The organism is Cupriavidus ulmosensis (assembly GCF_977008105.1).
This window is the reverse complement of sequence record NZ_CDRMWP010000001.1, coordinates 78,971-102,901: the sequence shown is the minus strand read 5'-3', so window position 1 is coordinate 102,901 and position 23,931 is coordinate 78,971. Positions and strand designations below refer to the sequence as shown.

The 23,931-nt window shown below is 70.9% G+C and carries 18 protein-coding genes; 13 read left to right on the top strand and 5 right to left on the bottom strand.

Features of this window, described 5'->3' with window-relative positions; translation table 11 throughout:
* Positions 1–7 precede the first annotated feature (7 nt).
* From ACWTPI_RS00420 to ACWTPI_RS00410, 3 genes are all read right to left on the bottom strand, one after another.
* Positions 8–3,589: a transglutaminase family protein gene (locus ACWTPI_RS00420; RefSeq protein WP_454730703.1), complete on the bottom strand. Its 3,582-nt coding sequence runs from the start codon at positions 3,587–3,589 to the stop codon at positions 8–10.
* Between the two features lie 158 nt (positions 3,590–3,747).
* The gene (locus tag ACWTPI_RS00415) at positions 3,748–4,479 is read right to left on the bottom strand and encodes a tetratricopeptide repeat protein (RefSeq protein WP_059416114.1); all 732 of its coding nucleotides are present in this window, start codon (positions 4,477–4,479) and stop codon (positions 3,748–3,750) included.
* Positions 4,480–4,686: 207 nt separating this feature from the next.
* Positions 4,687–5,496, bottom strand: a complete 810-nt coding sequence (locus ACWTPI_RS00410; protein WP_020205667.1) for an IclR family transcriptional regulator — start codon at positions 5,494–5,496, stop codon at positions 4,687–4,689.
* A gap of 178 nt (positions 5,497–5,674) precedes the next feature.
* On the opposite strand from ACWTPI_RS00410, the gene ACWTPI_RS00405 reads away from it, so the two are divergent.
* From ACWTPI_RS00405 to ACWTPI_RS00390, 4 genes are read left to right on the top strand one after another with little or no spacing between them, the layout of a single operon-like run.
* Positions 5,675–6,451: an ABC transporter substrate-binding protein gene (locus tag ACWTPI_RS00405; RefSeq protein WP_020205666.1), complete on the top strand. Its 777-nt coding sequence runs from the start codon at positions 5,675–5,677 to the stop codon at positions 6,449–6,451.
* 6 nt (positions 6,452–6,457) lie between these two features.
* Complete coding sequence (gene ehuD, locus ACWTPI_RS00400; RefSeq protein ID WP_454730702.1) at positions 6,458–7,129, top strand: ectoine/hydroxyectoine ABC transporter permease subunit EhuD; 672 nt, start codon at positions 6,458–6,460, stop codon at positions 7,127–7,129.
* Entirely contained in the window at positions 7,126–7,902 is a 777-nt protein-coding gene (locus tag ACWTPI_RS00395) for an amino acid ABC transporter ATP-binding protein (protein ID WP_454730701.1), read from the top strand. Before ehuD ends, ACWTPI_RS00395 begins: the two co-directional genes overlap by 4 nt.
* Positions 7,899–9,212, top strand: a complete 1,314-nt coding sequence (locus tag ACWTPI_RS00390) for an NAD(P)/FAD-dependent oxidoreductase (RefSeq protein WP_020205663.1) — start codon at positions 7,899–7,901, stop codon at positions 9,210–9,212. The genes ACWTPI_RS00395 and ACWTPI_RS00390 overlap by 4 nt, the downstream gene beginning before the upstream one ends.
* Positions 9,213–9,245: 33 nt before the next feature.
* Here ACWTPI_RS00390 and ACWTPI_RS00385 read toward each other — a convergent pair whose 3' ends face one another.
* Complete coding sequence (locus ACWTPI_RS00385; RefSeq protein ID WP_454730700.1) at positions 9,246–9,923, bottom strand: MarR family winged helix-turn-helix transcriptional regulator; 678 nt, start codon at positions 9,921–9,923, stop codon at positions 9,246–9,248.
* Between the two features lie 250 nt (positions 9,924–10,173).
* Between ACWTPI_RS00385 and ACWTPI_RS00380 the strand changes: the two genes are divergently transcribed.
* Positions 10,174–11,166, top strand: a complete 993-nt coding sequence (locus ACWTPI_RS00380; RefSeq protein WP_454730699.1) for a Bug family tripartite tricarboxylate transporter substrate binding protein — start codon at positions 10,174–10,176, stop codon at positions 11,164–11,166.
* Positions 11,167–11,246: 80 nt separating this feature from the next.
* Positions 11,247–12,815: a sulfatase-like hydrolase/transferase gene (locus ACWTPI_RS00375; protein WP_454730698.1), complete on the top strand. Its 1,569-nt coding sequence runs from the start codon at positions 11,247–11,249 to the stop codon at positions 12,813–12,815.
* Between the two features lie 9 nt (positions 12,816–12,824).
* Here ACWTPI_RS00375 and ACWTPI_RS00370 read toward each other — a convergent pair whose 3' ends face one another.
* Positions 12,825–13,760, bottom strand: a complete 936-nt coding sequence (locus ACWTPI_RS00370) for a LysR family transcriptional regulator (RefSeq protein WP_020205659.1) — start codon at positions 13,758–13,760, stop codon at positions 12,825–12,827.
* Positions 13,761–14,029: 269 nt separating this feature from the next.
* Here ACWTPI_RS00370 and ACWTPI_RS00365 point away from each other — a divergent pair, with 269 nt between their 5' ends.
* From ACWTPI_RS00365 to ACWTPI_RS00335, 7 genes are all read left to right on the top strand, one after another.
* The gene (locus tag ACWTPI_RS00365) at positions 14,030–16,075 is read left to right on the top strand and encodes a hydantoinase/oxoprolinase family protein (RefSeq protein ID WP_020205658.1); all 2,046 of its coding nucleotides are present in this window, start codon (positions 14,030–14,032) and stop codon (positions 16,073–16,075) included.
* A 3-nt stretch (positions 16,076–16,078) separates the two neighbouring features.
* The gene (locus ACWTPI_RS00360) at positions 16,079–17,842 is read left to right on the top strand and encodes a hydantoinase B/oxoprolinase family protein (protein ID WP_020205657.1); all 1,764 of its coding nucleotides are present in this window, start codon (positions 16,079–16,081) and stop codon (positions 17,840–17,842) included.
* Complete coding sequence (locus ACWTPI_RS00355) at positions 17,839–19,032, top strand: CaiB/BaiF CoA transferase family protein (RefSeq protein WP_454730697.1); 1,194 nt, start codon at positions 17,839–17,841, stop codon at positions 19,030–19,032. Before ACWTPI_RS00360 ends, ACWTPI_RS00355 begins: the two co-directional genes overlap by 4 nt.
* The gene (locus ACWTPI_RS00350; protein ID WP_454730696.1) at positions 19,029–19,844 is read left to right on the top strand and encodes an enoyl-CoA hydratase-related protein; all 816 of its coding nucleotides are present in this window, start codon (positions 19,029–19,031) and stop codon (positions 19,842–19,844) included. Before ACWTPI_RS00355 ends, ACWTPI_RS00350 begins: the two co-directional genes overlap by 4 nt.
* Positions 19,845–19,956: 112 nt before the next feature.
* Positions 19,957–21,330 carry an MFS transporter gene (locus ACWTPI_RS00345; RefSeq protein ID WP_454730695.1) on the top strand — a complete coding sequence of 458 codons (1,374 nt, stop codon included), beginning with the start codon at positions 19,957–19,959 and terminating at the stop codon, positions 21,328–21,330.
* A gap of 42 nt (positions 21,331–21,372) precedes the next feature.
* Positions 21,373–22,314, top strand: a complete 942-nt coding sequence (locus ACWTPI_RS00340) for a hydroxymethylglutaryl-CoA lyase (protein ID WP_454730694.1) — start codon at positions 21,373–21,375, stop codon at positions 22,312–22,314.
* Positions 22,311–23,489 (top strand): fumarylacetoacetate hydrolase family protein, encoded by a 1,179-nt coding sequence (locus tag ACWTPI_RS00335; protein WP_454730693.1) that lies wholly within the window; start codon positions 22,311–22,313, stop codon positions 23,487–23,489. The genes ACWTPI_RS00340 and ACWTPI_RS00335 overlap by 4 nt, the downstream gene beginning before the upstream one ends.
* Positions 23,490–23,931: the final 442 nt, after the last annotated feature.

Genomic DNA, 23,931 nt, shown 5'->3' with positions numbered 1-23,931 from the left:
AGGCGGATCAGCGTTGCCGCAGGTCCAGCGTGAACGGAAACTCGAGGCTGCGCGCCGGCGTCTCGACGCGCATCGCGCCCGGCGTGTGGCCGAGCGTGAAGAAGCGCGCCAGCCGCCGGCTCTCGGCCTCGTAGGCATTGACCGGGAAGGTTTCGTAGTTGCGCCCGCCCGGATGCGAGACATGATACCGGCATCCGCCGATGCTGCGCCCCATCCAGCTGTCCACTACGTCGAATGTCAACGGTGCGTGCACGCCGATGGTGGGGTGGAGCGCAGACGGCGGCGCCCAGGCGCGGTAGCGCACCCCGGCCACGTACTCGCCGGCCCGCCCGGTGGGCTGCAGCGGCACCGCGCGGCCGTTGACCGTGACCACGTGGCGGCTCTCGTTCATGCCCAGCACGCGCACCTCGAGGCGCTCGAGCGACGAGTCCACGTAGCGCACCGTGCCGCCGGCGCTGCCTTCCTCGCCCATCACGTGCCAGGGCTCGAGCGCGCTGCGCAGCGTCAGGTGCAGCCCGCCGGCGGACAGCTCGCCCACGCGCGGGAAGCGGAACTCGAAGTGCGGGGCGAACCAGGCGTTGTCGAAGGCGAAGCCGGCCTCGCGCATCTCGCTGAGCACGTCGTCGAAATCCATCTGCACGAAGGTGCCGAGCAGGAAGCGGTCGTGCAGCTCGGTGCCCCAGCGCGTCAGGCGCGTGCGGTACGGCTGGCGCCAGAAGCGCGCCACCAGCGCGCGCAGCAGCAGTTGCTGCACCAGGCTCATGCGCGCGTGCGGCGGCATCTCGAACGCGCGCAGCTCCAGCAGGCCCAGGCGCCCGGTGGGGCCGTCGGGCGAGTAGAGCTTGTCGATGCAGAACTCGCTGCGGTGCGTGTTGCCGGTGACGTCGATCAGGATGTTGCGCAGCGTGCGGTCCACCAGCCACGGCGGCATGTAGGCGCCGCCGCCGATGCCGCCCTGCGTGCTGCCCAGGCGGTCGAGCTGGTGCTGCAGCTCGGCGAAGGCGATCTCCAGCTCGTAGAGCTGGTCGTTGCGCGCCTCGTCCACGCGCGGCGCCTGGCTGGTCGGGCCGATGAACAGGCCCGAGAACAGGTAGGACAGCGAGGGATGGTTGTGCCAGTACGCGATCAGGCTGGCCAGCACGTCCGGGCGGCGCAGGAACGGGCTGTCGGCCGGCGTGGCGCCGCCCAGCACGAAGTGGTTGCCGCCGCCGGTGCCGGTGTGGCGGCCGTCGACCATGAACTTCTCGCTGCTCAGGTAGGTCTCGTGCGCGGCCTGGTAGAGGTATTCGGTATGGTCGACCAGCTCGTCCCAGTTGGCGGCGGGATGGATGTTGACCTCGATCACGCCGGGGTCGGGCGTGACCTGCAGCAGCTTCAGGCGCGCGTCGCGCGGCGGCGGATAGCCTTCGAGCACGATCTTCACGCCCAGCGCGGCGGCGGTGGACTCGACCGCGGCCAGCAGTTCCAGGTAATCCTCCAGCACCGTCAGCGGCGGCATGAAGACGTAGAGCATGCCGCGCTTGTCGCCGGCGGCCGCCAGCTCGGCCTTGGGGCCGGCCGCGCGGCTGGGATGGCGCACCTCCACGCACAGCGCGGTGCGCGTGATCCAGCCCGCGGACTCGCCGCGCGCGGGCACGCGCGCCAGGTCCGCCGCGCCGTGGGCGAAGGCGCCCGTGCCGGCCGGCGCGGCGCCGCCGCGCGCGCTGAAGGCGGCGGTGCCGGCGCGGATCGCGGCGGCGTGCCGGCCGGGCGTGCCGTCGGCGGCGGCTCCGCCAGTTGTCCCGCCAGTTGTCCCGCCAACTGCGCCGCCAACCGCGCCGCCCGCCCCTTCCGCGCCCGTCGACCCCGGCCCGGGCCACTGCGCGCGCAACTGCGCGCCGGTGGGCAGCGGCGCGCGCTGCGCGAACGGGTCCTGGTCGAACTGCCACGGGTAGTCGGCTTCGCTGACCCAGGGCAGCGCGTCGAGCGGCAGGCGGTAGCCCATCGGCGAATCGCCGGGCAGCAGGTACATGCGGTCGTCGCGGAAGAACCACGGGCCGCTGATCCAGCGCTGGCCGTGCAGGGCCGGCGCATCCTCCTCGCCGGCGCGGCGCAGCGGCAGCACGTAGCCCGTCACCTGCGCCAGCCCCGCGCCGAACACGCGGCGCAGGCGCATGCGCTCCATCTCGTCGTCCAGGCGCGACTCCAGCGGATCGACGTTGACCGGCAGGCGCCGCTCGCGCCACAGGTAGTACCAGGCATCTTCATAACCCGGCTGCACGAAGGCGGAGTCAAGGCCGAGCGTGCCGGCGAGGCGGTCGAGGAAGCGGCGCGCGTCGGCGTCGCTGTAGTTGCCCGGCTCGCGCTCGTCGGCGAACAGCGACGGGTCCTGCCAGCACGGCTGGCCGTCGGCGCGCCAGCAGATCGACAGCGCCCAGCGCGGCAGCTGCTCGCCCGGATACCACTTGCCCTGGCCGAAGTGCAGGAAGCCGCCCTTGCCGTAGCGGTCGCGCAGCTTGTGCACCAGTTCGGTGGCATAACCGCGCTTGGTCGGCCCGAGCGCGTCGGTGTTCCATTCGGCGCCGTCGCGGTCCCTGACCGCCACGAAGGTGGGCTCGCCGCCCATCGTCAGGCGCACGTCCTGCGCCTCGAGCCGGCGGTCGACCTCGGCGCCCACGCCGGCCACCGCCTGCCACTGTGCCTCGGTATAGGGCTTGGTCACGCGCGGCGACTCGTAGACGCGCGTGATCGACATCTCGTGGTGGAACTCCACCTCGCTCTCGTCCACCGCGCCGCTGACCGGCGCGGCGCTGCCGGGCTCGGGCGTGCACGCCACCGGGATGTGGCCCTCGCCGGCCAGCAGGCCGGAGGTGGGATCGAGCCCGATCCAGCCCGCGCCGGGCAGGTAGACCTCGCACCAGGCGTGCAGGTCGGTGAAGTCGGCCTCGGCGCCGCTGGGGCCGTCGAGCGCCTTCACGTCGGGCGTGAGCTGCAGCAGGTAGCCGGACACGAAGCGCGCCGCCAGCCCGAGGTGGCGCAGCGTCTGCACCAGCAGCCAGCCCGAGTCGCGGCAGGAACCGGCGCCCGACGCCAGCGTCTGCTCCGGCGTCTGCACGCCCGGCTCCATGCGGATCAGGTAGCGGATGTCGTGCTGCAGGCGCTGGTTCAGGCCCACCAGGAAATCGATGGTGCGCTGGGGCGTGCGCGGGATGCTGTCGACGAAGGCGGCGAAGCGCGGCGTCGCCTCGCCCTTGACCAGGTAGGGCGCCAGCTCGTGCGCCAGGCCCGCGTCGTAGCTGAACGGGAAGGCCTCGGCGTAGGGCTCGAGGAAGAAGTCGAACGGGTTGTAGACCGCCATCTCGACCACCAGGTCGACGGTGATCTTGAACTCGCGCGTCGGCTCGGGGATGACCAGCCGGGCCAGGTAGTTGGAGAACGGGTCCTGCTGCCAGTTGATGAAATGCTGCTCGGGCTCGATGCGCAGTGAATAGGAAAGGATCGGGGTGCGGCAGTGCGGTGCGGGCCGGAGCCTGACCACCTGCGGCGAGAGCTTCACCGGCCGGTCATACCGGTAGTGGGTGACGTGATTCAGTGCGACGTGCGTTGCCACAAAGGCCTCCCATTGGCGCAGTATTTGTGCCGTTTCTCGTAAGCAAGAGTTGTACCGCCCCGCCGCCCGGGAACCGGGCGCGGCGGCCGGAATACGCCACCGCCGGCCGCCGCCGGCGTGGCATGCCGCCATGCGAGCATAGCCAGACTACGCCGTCATTACATGCCGCCGGCCTGCTGCCTGGCCTTGAGCCCCTCCTCGAGCAGCGAGCGCAGCTTGGCCAGCGCGCCGGGATCGCCGTGCGAGGCCGAGCGCGCGTACCAGATCTTGGCCTGCTCGATGTCCTTCTCCACCACGCCGGGCTCGCCGCGCTCGTAGTAGCTGGCGACGATGTACTGCGCGTCGCCGTCGCCGGCGGCTGCCGCGCGGCTGTACCACGCGAAGGCCTGACCGTAGTCGCGCGCCACGCCGCGCCCGGTGAAATAGTTGGTGGCCAGCGCCACCTGGGCCTGCACGTGGCCGCCCTCGGCGGCGCGGCGGTACCACGTGTTGGCCGCTTCGAGCGAGCGCGGCACCAGGTCGCCGTGCTCGTACAGCTCGCCGAAGGTGAACTGGGCGTGGGTCATGTCGTTGTCGGCCGCGCGGCGCAGCCACGTCAGCGCCTCCTGCTGGCGCACCGGCGTGCCCTCGCCGCGCAGCAGCATCATGGCGTAGTTGAACTGCGCCAGCCGGTTGCCCTGCTGGGCCGCCCTGGCGAAGTCGCGCAGCGCGGCGTCGAAGGCGCCGGCGTCGTAGGCGGCCACCGCCTGCTGCGTGAGCGCCTGCGCCGGGGCCGGCGGCCGCGGCGCGGCCCGGGCCGCCGGGGCGGCGCAGACGCTGAGCGAGAAAGCCAGAACGGCACCCGCCGCGGCGGATGCCAGCAAGGGGGAAAGACGGCGAAAAAGCGGCATGGCAGGCTCCCGGCAAGACACACGCTGACTCCACGTCTCGAGTGTAAGCCTTGCGCGGCGCCCGGGCGCGGCCGCCATCCCGCCAGGAGCCCCCGCGCCGCCGCCATGCCGGCGGCGGGCGCAGGCATGGGTACGCCGGCCCGGCATCGCGCATGGCCGGCGCAGGGCGGCGGCCGGGACCGGCGGCCAGCCCCGCGCCGCAGCGCGCTAGCCCAGCGCGCGCACCGAACTGCTCACGGCGCGCGCGCATTGCAGCAGCGGCGGCGCGAGCTTGCGCTCGGCTTCCTCGCGCGTCCAGCGGCTGGTGGGCGCGACCACGTGCACCGCGCCCAGCGGACGCCCGTTGCCGCCGATCACCGGCGCGGCGATGGTCATGTCGCCCAGGAACAGCTCCTCGCAGTTGACCGCGTAGCCGCGCTGGCGCGCCTCGCGCAGCACGGCCAGGATGTCGTCCACCTGCGTGCGGGTATGGACGGTATGCGCGATCCGCTGCGCGCGCCCGATCGCGGCGAGCGCGTCGTCCTCCGGCAGCGCGCTCAGGTAGGCGCGGCCCGAGGCCGTGCAGTACATCGGGATGCGGCTGCCGATCGGCATGTGCACCGGCACGAAATGCGCGCTGACGAACCGCGCGATGTAGACCATGTCGAGCAGGTCGGGCTCGGTCAGGCACGAGGTCTCGGTCGTGACCTTGGTCAGCTCCGACAGGAAGGGGTTGGCCACCTCGATCAGCGGATTGGCCGCCAGGTAGTTGAAGCCGATTTCCATCACGCGCGGCGCGAGCTGGTAGCGCCGCGTCTGCGGATGCCGGCGCAGGTAGCCCAGCTGCTCGAGCGTGAAGACCATGCGCTGGGCCGAGCTCTTGTTGATGCCGGCGGCCTCGGCCACGTCGGCGATGGTCATGGTGCGGCGCTCGGCGCTGAACGCGCGCAGCACGGCCAGCCCTTTTTCCAGCGACTGGTTGAACAGGAGGCTGGGCGTTGCATCGGCTTCGGGGGACGGCAGGGGGGAGGCGGGCATGGCGATGACAGTGACGAATCAGGCCGAAGAATCGCATATCGATTCTTAAAGCGCAATTACTTGTTAACACCAATTAATTTTTGATCCATGAAAATTGAAAATTGGCATGTTCGTTGCATGAAGCCGTGAGCTGCCCCCGCCTGGGCACCTTTTTGTCCCATCTGCCAGGAGTGTCCGTATGTCCCGCTTTTCGATCTCGCGCCGCACTGCACTGATCCTGTGCGCCGCCGGCACCATTTTCTCCGTCCTCCCGGCCGCCCGCGCCCAGGGCACGCCGCCGGCCTACAACGTGGGCGCCACCGCCACCGGGGTGCCGTTCACCTTCCTGGACGTCAAGACCAACACCATCCAGGGCATGATGATCGACACCGTCACCGCGGTCGGCAAGGCGGCGGGCTTCGGCGTCAACGTGCAGCAGACCGGCTTCGCCGCGCTGGTGCCGTCGCTGACCACCGGCAAGATCGACATCATCTCGGCCGCCATGCTCAAGACGCCGGCGCGCCAGCAGGTGGTGGACTTCAGCGACCCGGTCTACTCCTACGGCGAAGGGCTGATCGTCAAGAGCGACGACAACAAGCCCTACGCCTCGCTCGACGAACTCAAGGGCGAGGTGGTGGGCGCCCAGGTCGGCACGGTGTTCCTGGACATGCTCAACAAGAAGGGCATCTTCAAGGAGGTGCGCAGCTACGACTCGGTCGCCGACATGACGCGCGACCTGGCGCTGGGCCGCATCAAGGCCGGCCTCGGCGACCAGCCCATCATCGCGTACCAGTTGCGCCAGAACGCCTTCCAGGGCGTGAAGCTGGCCGCTGGCTACAAGCCGGTCAACGTGGGCGACGTGTGCCTGGTGGTGCGCAAGGGCGACGCGGAGATGCTGGCCCGCATCAACAAGGCCATCGCCCGGATCAAGGCCGACGGCACGCTGGCGGGCATCGTGCAGAAATGGGGCATGTGAGCCGCGATGGAAGCCGCCAACTTCTTCCAGCAGGCGCGCGATTTCCTGCCGATCCTGCTGCAGGGGGCCATCGTGACCGTGCAGGTGACGGTGCTGGCCTTCCTGCTCAGCAGCGCCATCGGGCTGGCCCTGGCGCTGCTGAAGCTGTCGCCGGTGCGCGCGCTGTCGTGGGGCGCGGCGACGGTGATCAACGTGATCCGCGGCCTGCCCATCATCGTGCAGCTGTTCTACATCTACTTCGTGCTGCCCGACATCGGCATCCACCTGACGGCGTTCCAGGCCGGCGTGATCGGGCTCGGCATCGCCTACTCGGCCTACCAGGCGGAGAACTTCCGCGCCGGCATCGAAGCGGTCGACCCGGGCCAGCGCGAAGCCGCCCAGGCGATGGGCATGCGCCCCGCGCTGGTGATGCGCCGCGTGATCCTGCCGCAGGCCTTCCGCATCGCGCTGCCGCCCTATGGCAACACGCTGGTGATGATGCTCAAGGATTCGTCGCTGGTGTCCACCATCACGGTGGCGGAAATGACGCGCGCGGGGCAGCTGATCGCCTCGTCGACGTTCCAGAACATGACCGTGTACACGCTGGTCGCCCTGCTGTACCTGCTGATGAGCCTGCCGCTGGTGTTCTGCCTGCGCCGGCTGGAGCGGCGCCTCGGCGCGGGGAGGAAGAGAACATGATCCACATCCACGATCTGCACAAGCACTACGGCGACCACCACGTGCTGCGCGGCGTCGGCCTGCACGTCGACCGCGGCCAGGTGGTCTGCCTGATCGGGCCGTCGGGCTCGGGCAAGTCGACCGTCCTGCGCTGCATCAACGGCCTGGAGTCCTATGACGGCGGCGAGATCCTCGCCTTCGGCGAGCGCGTCGAGCGTGCCGGCAAGGGCATCCACCACCTGCGCAGCCGCATGGGCATGGTGTTCCAGCGCTTCAACCTGTTTCCCCACCGCAGCGTGCTGGAGAACGTGATGGAAGGACCCGTGTACGTGCAGGGCGAAAGCCGCGACAAGGCGCGCGGCGAGGCGCTGGCGCTGCTGGAGAAGGTCGGCCTGGCCGCCAAGGCGCACGCCTGGCCGGCCCAGCTCTCGGGCGGGCAGCAGCAGCGCGTGGCGATCGCCCGCGCGCTGGCGATGAAGCCCGAGGCCATGCTGTTCGACGAACCCACCTCGGCGCTCGACCCGGAACTGGTCGGCGACGTGCTCGAAGTCATGCGCGATCTCGCACGCGAAGGCATGACCATGATCGTGGTCACGCACGAAATGGGCTTCGCGCGCGAGGTGGCCGACCGCGTGTGCTTCCTGCATAGCGGCACCATCGTCGAAGAAGGCACCGCCGAGCAGGTGCTGGGCGCGCCGCGCCAGCCGCGCACGCAGGACTTCCTGCGCCGCGTGCTGCACAAGCCCGCCGCGGCCGCCACGGCCACGGCGGCCACCACGGGAGCGGCAACATGAGCGCGGCCACGCTGACCGGCGGCGGCGCCGGGGTTGCCGCGCCCCTGCCGCCTTCGCTGTGGGCCGCGACCGCGCCGCCCGCGCCGGCAACCCCGCCGCTGCGCGAATCGCTCGCCACCGACGTGCTCGTGGTCGGGGCCGGCTTCACCGGCCTGTCCACCGCGCTGCACCTCGCCGGGCACGGCGCGCGCGTGTGCGTGCTCGAAGCCAGCGAGCCCGGCTGGGGCGCGTCCGGGCGCAATGGCGGCCAGGTCAATCCCACCCTCAAGTACGATCCCGACGAACTGGTGCGCATGCTCGGCGCCGCGCGGGCCGAGCCGCTCATCGACGCGGTCTCGCGCTCGGCCGACCTGGTGTTCGACCTGATCGCGCGCCACCGCATCGACTGCCAGCCGGTGCGCAGCGGCTGGCTGCAGCTGTCCTATTCGTCGGCGGCGCTGCCGGCCATGCATGCGCGCGCCGCGCAATGGGCGCGCCGCGGCGTGCCGGTGGAGATGCTCGAGCGCGCCGAGGTCGCCCGGCGCGTGGGCACGCAGGCCTTCGCCGGCGGCTGGCTGGACGGGCGGGCGGGCGCGGTGCAGCCGCTGGCGTACACGCGCGGACTGGTCAGGGCGGCCCAGGAAGCCGGCGCCGCGGTGCACGGTGGCACCCAAGTCACGGCGCTGGAGCGGCAAGGCACGCAGTGGGTGGCGACCACCTCCACCGGCGCGCAGGTGAGCGCCGCGCAGGTGGTGATCGCCACCAATGGCTACACCGGCGCGCTGTGGCCCAGCCTGGCGCAGACGGTGCTGTCGGCCAACAGCTTCATCGTCGCCACGCGCCCGCTGCGCGGCGCCGAAGCGCAGGGCATCCTGGCACGCGGCGAAACCGCCTCGACCTCGCAACGGCTGCTGCTGTATTTCCGCCGGGACGCGCAGGGCCGCCTGCTGATGGGCGGGCGCGGCTTCTTCGCCGACCCGCGCGGCCCGCAGGACTTCGCCCACCTGGAGCGCTCGCTCGCGCTGCTGTTCCCGCAGCTCGGCCCGCTCGAATACGCGTACCGCTGGGGCGGACGCATCGCCATCACGCGCGACTTCATGCCGCACGTGCACGAGCCCGCGCCCGGCGTGACCGTGGCGCTGGGCTGCAACGGCCGGGGCGTGGCGCTGTGCACCAGCCTGGGCAAGCACATGGCGGCGCGCATCGCCGGCAAGCCGGACCCGTTCCCCTATCCGGTCACGCCGGTGACGCCGATCCCGCTGCACGGCCTGCAGCGCTTCTATATAGCGGCGGGAGTGGCGTGGTACAGCCTGCTGGACAAGCTGGGCTGAACGGCGGCGCTGCAGGAGACGCCGCCGGGCGCCTCACGTCCGGCGCCACCAGTCCGGCGACGCCGGCGCAGGCATGGGTACGCTGCTCGGCAGCGTCCCGGCCTGCGCCAGCAGGACTTCCGCCTCGGCGTGCAGGCGCGTCAGGCAGTCCGCCAGCACGCGCGCCTCGTCCGCCGACAGGCAGCCGGCCAGGCGGGCATTGAACGCCCGCGCCTGATCGAAGGCCCGCCGGTAGACCGCCTCGCCCTCGTCCGTCAGCGCGAAGGCCGCCGCGCGCCGGTCCTGCGCGCGCGTGTCGCGCCGCACCAGCCCGCGCGCCATCAGCGCGTGCACGGCGCGGCTGGCCAGCACCTTGTCGAGCCCGGCGCTGCGCGCCAGCTCGGTCAGGCGGGTGCCGGGCTGCTCGCCGAGGAAGGCCAGCATGCGCCACTCGCGCCGGCTCACCCCGGCGGCGGCGCGCAGGTGCAGCCCGCTGGCATTGAGCGCCACGCGGCTCAGGTGGTAGAGACGGTAGTTGAGGAAATCGGCGAGGCGGGCCGGATGCTGCAGGATGTGGCCGGGGTCGGCAGGATCGGCGGGATCGGCGGGGTGGCCGGCTCGGCTATCCGGGCTGTCCGCGCCGTTGGCCGCGCCATTGTCCGCGCCGTCAGCCGGGTCCGCGCCGCGCCGGCCTGCGCCGCCCGTTTCGCCATCGTCCGTGGCCTGCTTCATGCCGCACCCGCAAAATTGGTTGATTTTGTCAATTATATGGGCCGGTGTTAGCGTCCGTGGCACACAGAAACCGGCACGCCGCGGGGCATCCGCGCCGGCGCCGGGTACGGTCCGGCGGCGCCGGGGCAAGGCATGCCGGGCGCGGATCGATGCGCGCAATCCTTCGTTGGCGCACCGCGGCCGTACCGATCAATTGGCCGGCCCCGGGGCTGCTCCCGCCGCGCCTGCCGCCGACCCCACAGGAGACTCCATGACCCTCGCCAGACTGCTGCGCGCCCTCGTTCCCGCCCTTGCCGCCGCGGCCGCCCTGCTGGCCATCGCGCCGGCCGCCCCGGCGCTCGCCCTGGGCGAGCGCCCGCTGCGCATCCTGGTGGGCTACCCCGCCGGCGGCACCGCCGACCTCGCCGCGCGCCTCGTGGGCGACAAGCTGCGCGAGACGCTCGGGCAGACCGTGGTGGTCGAGAACAAGCCCGGCGCCGGCGGCCGGCTGGTGATGGACTACGCGCGCGGCCTGCCCGCCGACGGCAACACGCTGGTGGTGGCCAACTCGGCGGTCATGACCATCGCCCCGCTGGTCTACCGCAAGCTCAACTACGACCTCCGGCGCGACTTCGCGCCGGTGGCGCAGATCGCCAACTTCCAGCTCGCGCTGGCCACCGGGCCCGGCACGCCGGCGAAATCGCTCAGGGAATACATCGACTGGCTCAAGGCCAGCCCGGCCAAGAACAACTCCTACGCCTCGCCCGCGCTCGGCAGCATCCCGCACTTCTTCGGCCTGCTGTTCGGCAGGCAGGTCGGCGTGGAGATGCTGCACGTGCCGTTCAACGGCTCGGCGCCGCTGATGAACGCGCTGGTCGGCGCCCAGGTGCCGGCCTCGGTCGACACGCTGGCCGACCTGGCCGAGATGCACCGCGCCGGCAAGATCCGCGTGCTGGCCAGCTCCGGCACGCAGCGCTCGGCCGCCCTGCCCGACGTGCCGACGTTTACCGAGCTCGGCTACAAGGACATCGAAGGCGTGGGCCGCTACGGCTTCCTGGCGCCGGCCGGCACGCCGCAGGCCACGCTCGACCGCCTCAACGCGGCCATCGTCCAGGCGCTGCGGTCGCCCGACCTGCGCGAGCGCTTCCTCAGGCTGGGGCTGGAGCCGCAGAGCGGCAGCGCCGCGCAGTTCGCCAAGGTGCTGGCGGCCGACGCCAGCCGCTGGGGCCCGGTGGTGAAAAGCTCCGGTTATACGGGCGACTGAAAAACATCATGGCGTTTCGATCCCATGTTATTCGTCGCATCGATATGCATAGCACCCACGCCAACCGACCTCAAGCTGCCATGACCGCCCGCAACACGCTCTTCATCATGTGCGACCAGCTGCGCCAGGACCACCTGGGCTGCTACGGCCATCCCACGCTGCGCACGCGCAATATCGACGCCCTCGCCGCGCGCGGCGTGCGCTTCACCAGCGCCTTCGTCACCTCCGGCGTCTGCGGACCGAGCCGCATGAGCTTCTACACCGGACGCTACCCGAGCAGCCACGGCGCCACCTGGAACCGCGTGCCGCTGTCGCTCGGCGAAGTCACGCTCGGCGAATACCTCAAGGACAGCGCCCGCGCGCTCGCGCTGGCCGGCAAGACCCACGTCATGCCAGACAACGCCAACCTCAGGCGCCTGCATCTCGACGGCGGCAGCGAGCTGGAAACGCTGCTGCGCAGCGGCCACTTCGTCGAGGTCGACCGCCACGACGGCCACCACGCCGAGCCGCGCGGCGCCTATGCCGGGTGGCTGCGCCGGCAAGGCTACGACAGCGCCGACCCGTGGACCGACTACGTCATCAGCGCCGAGAACGCGCGCGGCGAGATCGTCTCCGGCTGGCACATGCGCAACGCCGGGCTGCCCGCGCGCGTGGCCGAGCCGCATTCGGAAACCGCGTACACGGTCGGGCAGGCCATGCAATACATCGCCGCGCGCGGCGACGACCCGTGGGTGCTGCACCTGTCGCTGGTCAAGCCACACTGGCCCTACATGGCGCCCGCGCCCTATCACGCCGCCTACACGCTCGACGACTGCCTGCCGCTCAGGCGCCACGACGCCGAACTGGAGAACCCGCACCCGGTGCTCGACGCCTACCGCACGCAGGAAGAATGCGCCAACTTCATGCGCCGCGAAGTCTCCGACACCGTGCGCCCGACCTACCAGGGCCTCGTGCAGCAGATCGACGACCGCCTCGGCGAACTATGGGAACAGCTCGAGCGCCTGGGCCGCTGGCAGGACACGCTGATCGTGTTCACCGCCGACCACGGCGACTTCCTCGGCGACCACTGGCTCGGCGAGAAAGAGCAGTTCTACGACACCGTGCAGAAGATCCCGCTGATCGTCTACGACCCCGCGCCCGCCGCCGACGCCACGCGCGGCAGCGCCGACGCGCGCATGGTCAGCGCCGTCGACGTGGTGCCCACCGTGCTCGACGCGCTCGGCCTGCCGCCCGCCGACCACCGCGTCGAAGGCCGCTCGCTGCTCGACCTCACGCAGGCGCGCGCAGGCGAAGACTGCGGCGCGTGGCGCGGCTTCGTCGTCTCCGAACTCGACTACGCCTACCGCGGCGCGCGCGTGGCGCTGGGCCGGCACCCCGGCGAATGCCGCGCCTGGATGGTGCGCGACGCGCGCTGGAAATACGTGCACTGGCAAGGCTTCCGCCCGCAGCTGTTCGACCTCGAAAACGATCCCGACGAGTTCTTCGACCTCGGCGCCGACGCCGGCTTCGAGCCCGTGCGCTCCGCCATGCGCACGCATCTGCTCGAGTGGTTCTGCACGCTCAAGCCGCGCACCACCGTCACCAGCGAGGAGGTCGCGGCGAAGACCAACGTCCACAAGCAGGCGGGGGTTTTTTTTGGGGTGTGGTGAAGGCGCGCCTCACCGCACCGCGCCGCGCTCCAGACACAAGTCGATGAACTTCTGCACCGGCTGCATCAACGTGGAACCGCGCCGCGTCGCGATGCCGTAGGGCGGGCCGCGCCGCTCGACCGGGATGGCGAGGATGGCGATCAGGCCGTATTCCGCGAAATACTCCGCCACCTTGAGCGGCATCAGGCCGACCGTGCCCGCGCCGGAGCGCAGCAGCGACAGCGTGGCGAACGTCGATGAGGTCTCGATCGCGTAGCGCGGGAACGGCAGGCCGCCGTCCTCGAACAGCTGCTCCAGCAGCGAGCGCATCGGCAGCGTGGCCTGCGGCACGATCCACGGATTGGCGGCGATGTCGGCCAGCGTAATGGACGGATCGCGCGCGAGCGGGTCGGCGCCGTCCACCACGAAGCACACTTCCTCGGTATCGAGCGGCACGAAGTCGTAGGCGTCGGGATGCACGCTGACGCTGGGGCGGCCGATCACCAGGTCGAGCAGGCGCTGGTCGAGCATCGACAGCAGCCGCGCGCTGTTGTCTTCCCACACTTCCACCGAAATATCGGGCTGCACCTCGCGCAGGGTCTTGAGCATCGGCGTGAGCCACACCGGCACCGATCCCATCACCGCGCCCACGGCCAGCGTGCCGCCGCCGCCGCGCATGATCGCGGCGAGCTCGTCGCGCAGCGCGCCGACCTCGGCGCGCATCACGCGCGCGTGGCGGATCACGCAGCGGCCCATCTCATTGGCGACGATGCCGCGCGGCGAGCGCGCGAACAGGTCGGCGCCGAACATCGCCTCGATCTCGCGCAGCGACTTGGTGGTGGCCGGCTGCGACAGCGACACCTGGTTGGCCGCCTTGCGCAGCGAGCCGTGGTCGTCGAGCGCGATCAGCAGCGCGATGTGATTGCCGCGCAGTCTCCTCAGGATCGCATCGATACTGGTTATCACCGATATAACTCCACTGTCTCACGTGATCGGAAGTTTTCATTATCTGCACGCTGCCCGTGCCTTCTACATTGCAGCATCGGTAGCCGCCGGCGCGAAAGCGCGGTGCGCGGCAGCGATCCAGCGGCCGATCATAGCCCAACACGTGGCCGCTGGCCGGACGGCGCGACAGCATGCGGCGATGCTGCACCGCAGCGCGAACGGCTCCCCGACTGACTGCGGCGGGAGCCGCGAGTTCCGCATCGAGATGCCAGCAAATGGAGATAGGCAAAGTGAGAAGAATTGGAATCGACGTCGGCGGCACCTTCACCGACGTGGTGATGGTGGACGACGACACCGGCCGCATCTGGTCGACCAAGGTGCCGACCACGCCGAAGGACCGCGTGGTCGGCACCGTGGAGGGGTTTCGCAAGATCCTGGAGATCTCGGGCACGGCCAGCGCCGACGTCTCCTTCCTCGGCCACGGCACCACGATGGCGACCAACATGGTGGTCGAGGGCACCGGCGCGAAGACCGCGCTGGTCACTACGCGCGGCTTCCGCGACATCCTGGAGCTGCGGCGCGTGTCGCGCCATGACCGCGCCGACCTCTACGATCTGCTGTTCGACAACCCGCGCGCGCTGGTCGAGCGCCGCTGGCGCCTCGAAGTCACCGAGCGCCTGCGCTACGACGGCGAGGTCGAGACGCCGCTGGACCACGACGAGCTGGTGGAGATCGCCGAGCGCATCCGCGCCTCGGACGTCGAGGCGGTGGCGGTGTGCCTGCTGCACGCGCACGTCAACCCGGCCCACGAGCGCGCCGTGGTCGACACGCTGCGCCGGCTGCTGCCGGGCCGCTTCATCAGCGCCTCGCACGAGGTCAACCCGGAGGCGATGGAGTACGAGCGCGCCAGCTCGACCGTGATCAACGCCATGCTGGGCCCGGTGTGCGGGCGCTACATCGGCCGCCTGACCGACGCGCTGGCGGAGCTGGGCTTCGCCGGCAAGTTCCTCTTCATGCAGTCCAACGGCGGCCTGGCCAGCCCGGCGATGGTGGCCGACCGGCCCATCGTGCTGCTCGAGTCCGGCCCAGCCGGCGGCGTCAGCGCGGCGATCCGCAACTGCGAGAAGAGCGAGCTGCGCAACGCCATCCTCGGCGACATGGGCGGCACCACCTTCGACGTGTCGCTGATCCGCGAATTCCGCCCCGAGATCCGCAACAAGAGCCTGCTGCACACCTACACCGTGCGCTCGCCCAGCATCGACATCGACTCGGTCGGCGCGGGCGGCGGCTCGATCGTGTGGATCGACGCCGGCGGCGGCGTGCGCATCGGGCCGGCCAGCGCCGGCGCCGATCCCGGCCCGGCCTGCTACGGCCGCGGCGGCAAGCACGCCACCGTGACCGACTGCAACCTGGTGCTCGGCTACATCGACCCCGACAACTTCCTCGGCGGCGAATTCCAGCTCGACGCCAAGGCGGCCTGGCGCGTGGTCGAGGAAGTCATCGCCCGCCCGCTCGGCATGAGCGTGCCCGAGGCCGCGCAGGCGGTGCGCTCGGTGGCCAACGCGCTGATGGCGCAGGCGATCCGCATCATGACCGTGGAGCGCGGCTACGATCCGCGCGAGTTCTCCTACATCTGCTACGGCGGCGCGGGCCCCGTGCACGCGGTCGACCTGGCGCAGGAGATGGGCATCCGCCGCGTGGTGATCCCGCCGCTGCCGGGCCTGTTCAGCGCCTTCGGCATGACCGTGGCCGACCAGCAGTACGACTACCAGAGCCCGGTCGAGTGCGACCTCGCGCAGTGCGACGACGCGCGCCTGTCCGGCGAGCTCGACGACCTGCTCGCCATCGGCACCGACGAGCTGCGCCGCCACGGCGTGGACCCGCGCGACGTGCGCGCGGTGCGCCTGGCCGACTGCCGCTACGCCGGCCAGCCCGACGTCATCACCGTGGCCGTGCAGGACGGCGAAGCGGGCCTGTGCGAGAGCCTGGCGCGCGAGTTCGAGGCGGCGCACCAGCGGCAATGGAATTTCATCAGCAAGGACAAGCCCGTGGTGGTGGCCAACCTGCGCCTGCAACTGATCACCGCGACCGGCTGGCGCGGCGGCGTGACGCAGCCCGACGGCCTCGGCGAGGCCCGCGCGGTGCGCACGCGCGACGTGTATTTCGACGGCGGCGTGCGCACGCTGCCGGTGTTCGCGCGCAACGAGATCCCGGTCGGCGCGTGCATCGAGGGCCCGGCCGTGATCGAGGAGCACAGCAGTTGCGCGGTGCTCAAGGCGTCGCACACGGCGCGCGTGGACTCGGACCTCAATCTTGTGATCGAACTGGCAGCCTGACTCATGGATATTGTTACCTACGAAATCATCCGCAGCAGTCTCTTCGCCATCGCGCGGGAGATGAAGATCGCCATGATGCGCACCGCGGGCAGCCCGCTGATGCACGCCAGCGGCGATTCCTCGGCGGCCATCTTCGACGCCGACATGCAGCTCGTCGCCCAGGGCAACGACATCCCCACCATGCTGGGCTCGGCGGTCATCTCGACGCGCGTGTCGGTCGAGACCATCGGCCGCGACAACCTGCGCCCCGGCGACGTGATCGTCAGCAACGACGCCTACGTCGGCGGCGGCAACCACCAGCCCGACGTGCAGTTCACGCGCCCGGTGTTCGTCGACGGCAAGATCGTCGCCTTCGTGATGACGCGCGGCCACTGGACCGACATCGGCGGCCAGACCCCGGGCAGCTACACCGTCACCACCTGGGACGTGTTCGCCGAGGGCATCCGCATCCCGCCGGTGCTGCTGTACCGCAACGACGAGCCGGTGCGCGACATGCTGGAGATCCTCACGCGCAACAGCCGCAACGCGCACGAGCTGATCCTCGACATCCAGGCCCAGTACGCGGGCACCTTCGTCGGCGATCGCCGCATCGCCGACCTGGTCGGCAAGTACGGCGCCGAGGCGCTGCGCGACGTGATGCGCCAGAGCCTGGACCATTCGGAGAAGCTGATCCGCGCGGAGATCGCCCGCATCCCCAACGGCGTGTACGAGGCCGAGGAATACCTCGACCCGATCGAGGCGCCGGGCTGGAAGCAGGAGCGCCCGCTGCTCAAGGTCAGGATCACGGTCGAGGACGACCACATCACCTTCGACTACAGCGGCACCGGCGCGCAGGTGCGCGGCGGCATCAACTGCCCGCTGTCCGTCACCTGCAACAGCACGTGGTTCACGGTCAAGGCGCTGACCGACCTGAGCATCCCCATCAACCAGGGCTGCTACCGGCCCGTGACCATCATCGCGCCGCCGGGCAGCGTGCTGAACTGCGAGTACCCGGCCTCGGTGGTGTCGGGCAACACCGAGACCTCGCCGCGCGTGATCGACCTGCTGCTCAAGGCGCTGGCGCCGGCGGTGCCCGAGCGCATCACCGGGCAGAGCAACTGCGCGTCGTGCGCCGGCATCTTCAGCGGGCGCGACACCGACGCGCAGCGCGTGCGGCAGACCGGCCAGCCCTTCGTCACCATGCATGACGTGCACGCCGGCGGCATGGGCGCGCGCGCCGGCAAGGACGGCGTGAGCGGCATCCGCGTCTACGTCGGCAACGCGGGCAGCCAGTCGGTCGAGATGATCGAGCGCACCTCGCCGCTGACGGTGGAGGAATGGTCGCTGGTGACCGACAGCGGCGGCGCGGGCCGCCGGCGCGGCGGGCTGACCTCGCGGCGCGTCTACCGCGTGGCCTACGACGAGGCCACCTTCACGGTGTCCGGCGAGCGCGGCCGCTCGGCGCCCGAGGGCCATTTCGGCGGCCTGCCCGGCACGCGCTTCCAGTGCACCGTGCGCCGCGCCGACGGCAGCGAGCACAAGGTGCCGGCCAAGGGCGGCCAGACCGTGGTCTACCGCGGCGACCGCGTGGTGGTGCAGCCGGCCGGCAGCGGCGGCTACGGCGACCCGCTCGAGCGCGAGCGCGAGCGCGTGCTGGCCGACGTGGCCGACGGCTACGTCAGCGCGCAGGCCGCGCGCGAGTTCTACCGCGTCAACACCGGCGCAGGCGCCGGCGCGCCCGCCGAGGAAACCGGCGCGGACGCCGCGCTGGCGGTGGCGGACCAATGAGCGCCGCGGCGGACATGGACCGGCCGCTGCCGCTGGCGGGCGTGTGCGTGGTCGAGATCGGCCACAGCCTGGCCGCGCCCTATGCCGGCATGATCCTCGGCGCGCTCGGCGCCGAGGTCATCAAGATCGAAAGCGCGCAGGGCGGCGACTACGCGCGCGACTGGGGCCCGCCGTTCGTCGACGGCGCGGCGGCGCTGTTCCACGCCGTCAACCACGGCAAGGCCAGCATCGCGATGTCGCTGTCGGACCCGGAGCAGGCCGCGCGGCTGCGCGAGCTGATCCGCGAGCGCGCCGACGTCGTGCTGCAGAACCTCAAGGCCGGCGGCACCGAGAAATACGGGCTGGGCGCCGAGGCCATGCTGCGCGACAAGCCCTCGCTGGTGTACTGCAATCTGGGCGCGTTCGGCAGCAGCGGGCCGTGGCGCGACAAGCCGGGCTACGACCCGCTGGTGCAGGCCGTGGCCGGGCTGATAAGCTTCATGGGCGGCCCCGGCGAGCCGCTGAGCCGCATCCCGGTGTCGGTCAACGACATGGGCACCGGGCTGTGGGCCGCCATCGGCGTGCTCGCGGCGCTGTTCCGGCGCCAGGCCAGCGGCGCGGGCGAGATCGTCTCGGTGTCGCTGTACGAGACCGCGATCGCCTGGGGCGGCATCCAGATCGCCGACTACCTCGCCTCGGGCGTGCTGCCCGGGCGCTGGGGCTCGGGCACCGCGGCCATCGTGCCGCACCAGGCGTTCGCCTGCGCCGACGGCACCATCATGGTGGCGGCCGGCAACGACCGCCTGTTCCGCCGGCTGTGCGAGGTGCTCGGCACCAACGCGCTGGCCGACGACCCGCGCTTCGCCACCAACGGCGCGCGCGTGAGCCACCGCGCCGAGCTGATCGCGCTGCTGCACGAGGCGTTCGCGCGCGCCGGCAGCGCGCACTGGCTGGCCGCGCTCGACGCCGCCGGCATCCCGTGCGGGCCGATCCAGACCCTCGACCAGGTGGTCGCGCACGCGCAGACCGAGGCGCTGGACCTGCTGCGCACCACCGACGACGGCGCCGCCACCGTGGTCGGCCTGCCGGTCTCGTTCGGCGGCCAGCGCCCCGCCGCCACCGGACGCACGCCGAAGCTCGGCGAACACAATCATCTGCTGGCGGGCACGCACACGCACGTGCCCGCGCACCTGCAACAGGAGACACCATGAAAATCGCATCGCACCTCGGCCCCGCGCCGCTGGACACCCTGCGGCTCGAAGAGATCGACGCACAGATACTCGTGATCCAGCTCAACCGGCCCCAGGTTTCCAACGCCATCAGCACGCCGATGGGGCACGAGCTGCTGCGCGTGTTCGGCGCGCTCGAGGCCGACCCGTCGCTGTACCGCTGCGCCATCCTGACCGGCGCCGGCGAACGCGCGTTCTGCGGCGGCGCCGACCTCAAGCAGCGCGAAGGCATGACCGACGCGCAGTTCGGCGCGCAGCACTACCTGTTCGAGCGCATGAACCGCGCCATCACCAGTTGCCCGCTGCCGCTGATCTGCGCGGCCAACGGCTCGGCGGTGGCGGGCGGGCTGGAGCTGCTGCTGGCCTGCGACTTCGCCTACGCGTCGAAGACCGCCGTGTTCGGCTTCACCGAGGTCAAGCGCGGCATCATGCCGGGCGGCGGCGGCACCCAGCAATTGCCGCGTACCATCGGCACGCGGCGCGCCAAGGAGCTGATCTTCCGCGGCGCGCGCTTCAGCGCGGAGCAGGCGCTGGCGTGGGGCGTGGTCAACCACCTCAGCGAGGCGGGCCGCGTGCTGGCCGACGCCATCGACGCGGCGCGCGACATCTGCACCAGCGCGCCGCTGTCGGTCACGCAGGCCAAGAAGGCGATCGACCTCGGCATGCAGAGCGACCTGCACACCGGGCTGTTCGTCGAGATCGAGGCGTACAACCGCCTGATCCCGACCGCCGACCGCCTGGAAGGCATCAGCGCCTACAACGAGAAGCGCCAGCCGGCGTTCAGGGGGTGCTGACGCGCAAGGCAGGAAACACCGGCCGGCCATGACCGGCCGGCCCACGGCGGCGCCACCGGGCGCCGCCGGAGCATCATCAAGCAACAGCCGGCACCGACCGGAGGAGACAACGATGAACCACAACAGCGCCAGCCTCGGCGACCCGCAGGCTCAGAGCACCTACAGGAAGATCACGCTCAGGCTGATCCCGTTCCTGTTCCTGTGCTACGTGTTCGCCTTTCTCGACCGCATCAACATCGGCATCGCGCAGCTCGACATGAAGCAGGACGTCGGCTTCAGCGACCTGACCTACAGCATCGGCGCCGGCATCTTCTTCGTCGGCTACGTGCTCATGGAAGTGCCCAGCAACCTGCTGCTGGCGCGCATCGGCGTCAAGCGCACCTTCTCGCGCATCATGATCCTGTGGGGCCTGATCGCCGCCGCCACGGCCTTCGTCACGCTGCCCGCGCACCTCTACACCATCCGCTTCCTGCTCGGGCTGGCCGAGGCCGGGCTCTATCCGGGCGTGATCTTCTACCTGACGCGCTGGTACCCGGTGGAGCGGCGCGCCAAGGTGATCGCCATCTTCACCTGCGCGACCGGCATCGCCGGGCTGCTGGGCGGGCCGCTGTCGGGCTGGCTGATGACCCACTTCGACGGCGCGCACGGCATGCAGGGCTGGCAGTGGATGTTCATCGTCGAGGGGCTGCCGGCCACGGTGCTGGGCATCCTCGCCATCTTCTACCTCGACAACGGCCCGCAGGAGGCGCGCTGGCTCAGCGACGGCGAGAAGGCGCTGGTGTCCCGCGACCTGCACCGCAGCTCGGCGGTGAGCGAGACCCACAGCGAGCACACCTTCGGGCGCGCGCTCACCGATTTCCGCGTGTACGTGATGGGCTTCGTGTGGTTCACGCAGATCGCCGGCGTGTTCGCCATCGGCTTCTGGCTGCCCACGCTGATCAAGAGCTCGGGCGTGTCCAGCCCGCTGGAGATCGGCTGCTATTCGGCGATCCCCTACTTCGTGAGCTGGGTGGCGCTGATCGCGCTGAACCGCCATTCCGACCACAACATGGAGCGGCGCTGGCACTGCGCCCTCGCCATGCTGTGCGGCGCGGCGGGGCTGTTCGCGGCCGGCCTCATCAACGGCAACCTGGTGCTGTCGCTGGTGGCGCTGTCGGTGGCCACGGCCGGCATCCTGGCGCCGAACCCGCTGATCTGGGCCATCTCCACCGACTACATCCGCGGCAGCGGCGCGGCCGGCGGCATCGCCGTCATCAACTGCGTGGGGCTGCTGGGCGGCTTCGTCAGCCCGATGATCATCGGCTCGATCAAGACCCTGACCAACAGCATGGCCGGCGGCCTCGGCGCGATCTCGCTGCTGATGGTGCTGGGCGCCATCGCCGCGATCGTGTTCGCCCCGCGCACCTCCTCCGCGCCGTTGGCCGCGCCGGCCGATGGCGGCGCGCGGGCCGCGGACGACGCCGCGCCGGCCAGCGCCGCGGTATAGCAGGTCAATCGCAATCACGGTAACGGGACAGAGAAGACAGTCATGACGACAAACGACACGGCGCAGGTCCGCGAGGTGGGCCTGCGCGACGGGTTGCAGATGGTGCGCACCATCCTCACGCCGGCGCAGAAGCTCGCATGGTGCGCGCGCATGGTGGCCGCGGGCTGCACCGAGATCGAGGTGACTTCGTTCGTGCCGCCGCAGGTGGTGCCGCAGTTCGCCGACGCCGGCGAGGTGGCGCGCGGCGCGCTGGAGATCCCCGGCCTGCACGCCGCCGCGCTGGTGCCCAACCTGAAGGGCGCGCAGCGCGCGTTCGAGGCCGGCCTGCCCAAGGTCCACTACGTGCTGTCGGCCAGCAACGCGCACAACCTGAAGAACGTCCGGCGCACCACGGCCGAGTCCGCCGAGGACTTCGCCCGCATCGTGGCCGCGCGCGACGAGAGCGGCCGGCACGTGGTGCTGGGCGCCGGCGTGGCCACCGCGTTCGGCTGCACCATCGCCGGCGAGGTGGACGAAGGCACCGTGCTGGCGCTGGTGGAGACGCTGCTGGAAGCCGGCGCCGAGGAAATCACCATCGCCGACACGGTCGGCTACGCGCATCCGGGCCAGGTGCGCGCGCTGATGCGCAAGGTGCGCGCGCTGGCCGGCGAGGTGCCGCTGGCCTGCCACTTCCACGACACGCGCGGGCTGGGGCTGGCCAACGTGATCGCCGCGCTCGACGCCGGCGTGCGCTGCTTCGACGCCTCGCTCGGCGGCCTCGGCGGCTGCCCGTTCGCGCCCAACGCGACCGGCAACATCAATACCGAGGACACCGTGTTCCTGCTCGAGTCCGAGGGCCTGCACACCGGCATCGACCTCGACGCGCTGCGCGAAATGCGCGAGACGCTGGCCGCGTGGCTGCCCGGCGAGCCGTTCACCGGCGCCATCGCGCGCGCCGGCCTGCCCAGGACCTTCGCACCGCGCCCGCGCGCGGCCCTGTCATGAGCCCCGCCGACGCATTGCGCTGCCTGCCCGACGACCTCGATCAGGCGCTGCTGGCCGGGCGCGTCTGGCGCCGCGCCGGCGCTCACGAAGGCCCCTGCGTGGTCGCCGTGCGCGGCGGCGAAGCGTTCGACATCACCGCCGCCGTGCCGACCACGGCCGACCTGTTCGACCGCGCCGACGCGGCGGACGTCGTGCGCCACGCGCCCGGCGAGGCGCTCGGCCCGGCCGCGGCGCTGCTGGCCGCCAGCGCGCCCGGCGCCGCCGGCAACGCGACGCGGCTGCTGGCGCCGTGCGACGTGCAGGCCATCAAGGCGTGCGGCGTGACCTTCGCGGTCAGCCTGATCGAGCGCGTGATCGAGGAACAGGCCGGCGGCGACCCCGCGCGCGCCCGGGACGTGCGCGAGACCATCGCCGCGCTGATCGGCGCGGACCTGTCGAAGATCAAGCCCGGCTCCGAAGCCGCGCGGCGGCTCAAGGCCGAACTCGAGCGGCGCGGCGCGTGGTCGCAGTACATGGAAGTCGGCATCGGCCCCGACGCCGAAGTGTTCTCGAAATCGCAGCCGATGTCGGCAGTCGGCTTCGGCGCCGACGTCGGCCTGCATCCGGCCTCGGTGTGGAACAACCCGGAACCGGAGATCGTGCTGGCGGTGAACGCCGCCGGCCAGCCGGTCGGCGCCACGCTCGGCAACGACGTCAACCTGCGCGACATCGAAGGCCGCTCCGCGCTGCTGCTCGGCAAGTGCAAGGACAACAACGGCTCATGCGCGATCGGCCCGTTCGTGCGGCTGTTCGATGGGCATTTCACGCTGGACAGCGTGCGCCACGCCAGCGTGTCGCTGCGCGTGGAAGGCGCCGACGATGGCTTCGTGCTGGAAGGCGTGAGCCACATGGCAGAGATCAGCCGCGACCCGGCCGATCTCGTCGCGCAGACCTGCGGGGCGCATCACCAGTATCCGGACGGATTCATGCTGTTCCTCGGCACCATGTTCTCGCCGATCAAGGATCGCGATGCGCCGGGCGCCGGCTTCACGCATCATCTCGGTGATGTGGTGACGATCTCGGCGCCCGCGCTTGGCGCGTTGGTCAATACAGTGAGGTTGAGTACGGAGATTGCGCCTTGGGCCTTCGGTGTGCGGGCGCTGTACTGCAATCTGGCGGAGAGGGGGGTTTTTTGATTTTTTTGGTTTTTTTTATTCAAAGGTTTGATTTCAAAGTCAATGGCTTAAATTCAAAGTCAGCTTCTTAACGTCAAATTCAAAGTCAAAGGCTTTCGCTCCCCCGGAGCGACCTACTTTCTTTTCCCCGAAAAGAAAGTAGGCAAAGAAAGCGGGCTGCCTGGCCGGCAGGGGCAGAAACGTTGGGGTTTCTTGTTGTTGGTGGTTTCGTCGTGGGGCCTGTGGTTCTGCTGGCATCCTGCCGTTACCGGTGCGAGCGGCCACGATCTGGCTGGCGGTATGGGTTGCGGGGTCAGACCTATGATGGCCGGCACACTGCTGGTTCGGCCATCTGCCGTTACCGACTCGGGCGGCCACGACATAGCATCGGCACTGGTTTCGTGGTGGGCGTGGTGGACCCAGCGCGAGTGCGCGGGGTTGCTGGAACCGGGATTGCTTTTCA

Bases quoted from the DNA above. Each gene is read 5' to 3' on its own strand.
- ACWTPI_RS00415 (WP_059416114.1), bottom strand. From the start codon at position 4,479: ATGCCGCTTTTTCGCCGTCTTTCCCCCTTGCTGGCATCCGCCGCGGCG.
- ehuD (WP_454730702.1), top strand. From the start codon at position 6,458: ATGGAAGCCGCCAACTTCTTCCAGCAGGCGCGCGATTTCCTGCCGATC.
- ACWTPI_RS00355 (WP_454730697.1), top strand. From the start codon at position 17,839: ATGAGCGCCGCGGCGGACATGGACCGGCCGCTGCCGCTGGCGGGCGTG.
- ACWTPI_RS00345 (WP_454730695.1), top strand. From the start codon at position 19,957: ATGAACCACAACAGCGCCAGCCTCGGCGACCCGCAGGCTCAGAGCACC.
- ACWTPI_RS00335 (WP_454730693.1), top strand. From the start codon at position 22,311: ATGAGCCCCGCCGACGCATTGCGCTGCCTGCCCGACGACCTCGATCAG.
- ACWTPI_RS00380 (WP_454730699.1), top strand. From the start codon at position 10,174: ATGACCCTCGCCAGACTGCTGCGCGCCCTCGTTCCCGCCCTTGCCGCC.
- ACWTPI_RS00395 (WP_454730701.1), top strand. From the start codon at position 7,126: ATGATCCACATCCACGATCTGCACAAGCACTACGGCGACCACCACGTG.
- ACWTPI_RS00385 (WP_454730700.1), bottom strand. From the start codon at position 9,923: ATGAAGCAGGCCACGGACGATGGCGAAACGGGCGGCGCAGGCCGGCGC.
- ACWTPI_RS00340 (WP_454730694.1), top strand. From the start codon at position 21,373: ATGACGACAAACGACACGGCGCAGGTCCGCGAGGTGGGCCTGCGCGAC.
- ACWTPI_RS00405 (WP_020205666.1), top strand. From the start codon at position 5,675: ATGTCCCGCTTTTCGATCTCGCGCCGCACTGCACTGATCCTGTGCGCC.
- ACWTPI_RS00390 (WP_020205663.1), top strand. From the start codon at position 7,899: ATGAGCGCGGCCACGCTGACCGGCGGCGGCGCCGGGGTTGCCGCGCCC.
- ACWTPI_RS00350 (WP_454730696.1), top strand. From the start codon at position 19,029: ATGAAAATCGCATCGCACCTCGGCCCCGCGCCGCTGGACACCCTGCGG.
- ACWTPI_RS00360 (WP_020205657.1), top strand. From the start codon at position 16,079: ATGGATATTGTTACCTACGAAATCATCCGCAGCAGTCTCTTCGCCATC.
- ACWTPI_RS00410 (WP_020205667.1), bottom strand. From the start codon at position 5,496: ATGCCCGCCTCCCCCCTGCCGTCCCCCGAAGCCGATGCAACGCCCAGC.
- ACWTPI_RS00375 (WP_454730698.1), top strand. From the start codon at position 11,247: ATGACCGCCCGCAACACGCTCTTCATCATGTGCGACCAGCTGCGCCAG.